The following is a 3,057-nucleotide window of genomic DNA, read 5'->3' on the forward strand; positions in this document are numbered from 1 at the left end:
GGGGGGGGGGGCCGGCGCCAGACGCGCCCGCGCCCGGGCACGCCACTTGCTCAGGCTCGGACGCAGCCCGCTTGAAACGTTGTCCGCCAGAGTCCCTTTTTCCTGGAGAAGCCGCCATGTCCGTCACCCTCATTCCCGTTTCGCCCGCCGACGCCGTCGTGACCGAGGCCGCCGTCAGCGACGCCGAGCGCTGCGCGCGCCGCACCCTGGCCGCGGCGCAGCGGCTGCTGCATCCGGATCAGGACCCGGCCCCGCGCTCGACGGTCGAGATCGAATTGGCCCGCTATGTGCGGGAAACCTATCGGCCGCGCCTGTCCACCTGGACGCAGCCGCTGCGTTGAGCCGCGGTCTCGGCCTGGTCGCGTCCGCTAGCGCGAGGCCAGTCCGAGCGCGACGGGCAGCGCGCGCAGGGCCGTGGCGACCGCAAGCTCGCCCGCCGGGCCGCAGCGCCATGATTGGCCGGACAGCGGATCCTCGAACAGCAGGTTCGCGGCGTCCGGCAGTTGCAGCTGCGTGTCTTCCCAAAAGGCCGCGCCGGCCGGCGCGTCGCCCCGGGCCTGGCCGGACAGCGCCGTGGCGCACAGGCGAGGCACCATCACCAGCAGCGTCACGCCGGCATGCCGGCGCAGGCAGGCCATGACATTGCCGGCCCGCGCGCCGCGCGCGGCGACCGGTTCGCAGCTGCCCTCGCGCAGCAGCGCGGGAAAGCGCGCGCGCAGCGCCAGCGTGCGCTGGATGAGCGCCTGTTTGACCGCGCCGCTGCGCCAGGCGGCCGCGCCGGTGTCCATGGGCCCTTCGGGCCGCGCCGCCGCCAGCAGGGCGTGGCGCGCCGCGTAGTCGACCGGCCGCCGATTGTCCGGATCCACCAGGCTGAAATCCCACAGATCGGTGCCCTGGTACAGGTCGGGCACGCCCGGCAGGGTGTTGCGCAGCAGCGTCTGCGCCAGGCTGTTCACCAGGCCGGCGGGGGCGATGCGCAGCGCGTAGCGGGCGATATCCCGCAGCAGCGCGCGGCCAGCGGCATGCGCCGAAAAATGGTCGATGACGGCTTGCGAGGCCTGCTCGTAATGCGCGTCAGGGTGGGTCCAGCGCGTGTGCAGCTTGGCTTCCCGCTGGGCCTTTTGCTGCCATCGGGCCAGCCGCTCCAGCCAGGCGGCCACGGCGGCGGGACGCTCGTCGATGTCTTCAGCCCGCAGGTCCAGCGGCCAGGCGCCCACCAGGCTTTGCAGCAGCAGGTAGCGGTCGGTCGCCGCCGGCATGCCGCGATCGGTCGGCATCCGGTCGATCCAGCCGCGCGCGACCCGGCGCCAGTCCTGCGGTATCTCGGTCAGCACGGCCAGGCGGCAGCGGCTGTCTTCGCCGCGCTTGTGGTCGTGGGTCGCGGTGGCCAGCATGGCGTCGGGATGACGGCGGGCGCGGGCGGCGCAGGCCGCGAGGAAGGCGTCCGGCGCCAGCGCGAAGCGTCCGGGGCTGGAGCCGACTTCGTTGCGTGAGAGCAGCGGGCCGTAGCGGTAGAACAGGGTGTCTTCGAGCGCCTTGGCCGCCAGTGGCGGCGTCAGCTGCTGAAAGTGGCGCAAGGCCCGGCCGCGCGCGCTGCGCAGCGCGTTGGCGCTTTCCTCGGTCGGCGGCGCGCCGGGCGTACCGTCCAGCCAGTGGTCCAGCTGGTCCAGCAAGCGGGCGTCGGCGCTGTCCGGCGGGGCGTCCAGGGCGGCGCGGGCCTGCGCCAGCGCCGCCTGCCAGCAGGCCTGGTCGGCCGGGCCGCGGCCGCCGTCCTCGGCATAGCTGCGGTAGACCGGAAAGGCGGCCAGCAAGGCCGTCAGCACGCGGTCGATCGCCGGACCGGTCCAGTCCCGCGTGCGCAGGTCGAGGCGGGCGATCCGGGTCAGCGCCCGCACCAGCGTAAGCCGTTCGGCGGCGAAGTGGCGCGCCAGCATCAGTTGGCGCGCCAGCGTCAGTTGCGCCGCCGGCGTCTGCGCCTGCCCGTCCAACTGCCGCCAGAATTCGACCAGCGCGTCCTGCGCGGCGGGCGCGTGCCACAGCGCGCCCACCTGGTCCATGAAGTCGTAGCCGGTGGTGCCGTCGGCCGCCCAGCGCGGATCGAGCGCTTCCCGCTCGGCCAGGATCTTTTCCACGATCAGGTAGGGGGCGGGCGCCAGGCCGGCGCTGGCGCGCTCCGCGCCGGCCCGCGCCAGCGCTCCGCGCAGGCGCCGCAGATAGGCGCCGGGCGCGGCCAGGCCGTCGATGTGGTCGATGCGCAGCCCGTCCAGCAGGCCTTCGCGGTACAGCCGCAGCGGCAGCGCGTGGACCGCGTCGAACACGACATCGTCCTCGACCCGCACGCCGACCAGCTCGCTGATTTCGAAGAAGCGGCGCCAGTTGATCTGGTCGGGCGCGGTGCGCCACCAGGCCAGGCGGTAGTGCTGGCCCTCCAGCAGCGCATGCAGGCGCTGCCGGCCGCGCGGGTGGGCCGCGTCGTGGTCGGCGCAGGCCTGCGCCGGGTCCTGCGCCGTCAGCGAGGCCGGGTCCACGGGATAGCGCTGGCCGCCGGCGGCGATGACGTAGCCGGCGCGCGGGTCGTGCGCCAGGGCGATGCCGCCGGCCTCCAGGCAGACGCCGTAGGGATCGGCCAGCACCGGCAGCAGCACCTTGCCGCGCAGGGCCGGATCGGGCGCGCGCCAGTCGATGTCGAAGCAGCGCGAATGCGGGCTGCGCTCGCCGCGCCGCAGCACGTCGGCCCACCAGCCGTTGGCGACGTCGGCGGCCATGTGGTTGGGCACGATGTCGGCGATCAGCCCCATGCCACGGACGCGGCAGTCGGCCGCCAGGCGCCGCAATGCGGCCTCGCCGCCGAGTTCGGCGCTGACCTGGCCGTGGTCGGTGACGTCGTAGCCATGAGTGGAGCCGGCGCGCGCCTGCGTGATCGGCGACAGATACAGGTGGCTGATGCCGAGGGCGGCGAGATAGGGCAGTTGCGCGCGCGCGGCCTCCAGCGGGAAGTCCGCATGCAATTGCAGGCGCGCGGTGGCGCGCGGCCGGGTCGGGGCCGGCGCGGGGGCG

Annotated in this window: 2 protein-coding genes; one reads left to right on the forward strand and one right to left on the reverse strand. The window is 74.6% G+C overall.

Features of this window, described 5'->3' with window-relative positions; genetic code table 11:
- The first annotated feature begins 116 nt into the window (after positions 1–116).
- Positions 117–341: a hypothetical protein gene (locus AOZ49_RS29520; RefSeq protein WP_054431849.1), complete on the forward strand. Its 225-nt coding sequence runs from the start codon at positions 117–119 to the stop codon at positions 339–341.
- A gap of 27 nt (positions 342–368) precedes the next feature.
- Here the strand turns inward: AOZ49_RS29520 and treY are convergent, their stop codons facing one another.
- Positions 369–3,008, reverse strand: a complete 2,640-nt coding sequence (gene treY, locus AOZ49_RS29525) for a malto-oligosyltrehalose synthase (RefSeq protein ID WP_231690480.1) — start codon at positions 3,006–3,008, stop codon at positions 369–371.
- Between the last annotated feature and the right edge of the window lie 49 nt (positions 3,009–3,057).

The organism is Achromobacter sp. 2789STDY5608615 (assembly GCF_001298995.1).
Lineage (GTDB): Bacteria > Pseudomonadota > Gammaproteobacteria > Burkholderiales > Burkholderiaceae_B > Achromobacter > Achromobacter insuavis.

Coding starts and splice junctions, on each gene's coding strand:
- AOZ49_RS29520 (WP_054431849.1), top strand. CDS start 117: ATGTCCGTCACCCTCATTCCCGTTTCGCCCGCCGACGCCGTCGTGACC.